Source organism: Bradyrhizobium sp. NBAIM08 (genome assembly GCF_020193935.1).
Lineage (GTDB): Bacteria > Pseudomonadota > Alphaproteobacteria > Rhizobiales > Xanthobacteraceae > Bradyrhizobium > Bradyrhizobium yuanmingense.
The window spans coordinates 1-395 of sequence record NZ_JADYVR010001118.1; the positions used below are offsets into that span (position 1 = coordinate 1).

Here is a 395-nt window from a genome sequence, read left to right on the forward strand (position 1 = left end):
TGCGGGTCCCGGTTTCGGTTTGGTCGGCATGCGCGAACGGGTCGCTGCCTTCGATGGGCAGCTGCTGGCCGGGCCCCGCCCCGGCGGTGGCTGGCGCGTGCGGGCAGTCTTCCCCGTGGGCGCCGCCTCGTGATTCGGGTCGTCCTGGTGGATGACCAGGCGATGGTCCGCGCCGGCTTCCGGATGATCCTCGAGAGCGAGGTCGACATCACGGTGGTGGGCGAGGCCGGCGATGGTCGCGAGGCCATCGATGTCGTCGCCCGTAGCGCGCCGCACGTGGTGTTGATGGACGTGCGCATGCCGGTGATGGACGGGATCGAGTCCACCCGCCAGATCGTGGCGGCGGCCGGCGAGGCGCGGGTGCTGATCCTGACGACGTTCGATCTGGATGACTA

The 395-nt window shown here is 70.1% G+C and carries 1 protein-coding gene; it reads left to right on the top strand.

Translation table 11 applies throughout. The features are described from left to right. Positions 1-129: 129 nt before the first annotated feature. The coding region (locus I6F37_RS43745; RefSeq protein ID WP_225154947.1) for a response regulator transcription factor at positions 130-395 on the top strand (266 nt) is incomplete at its 3' end.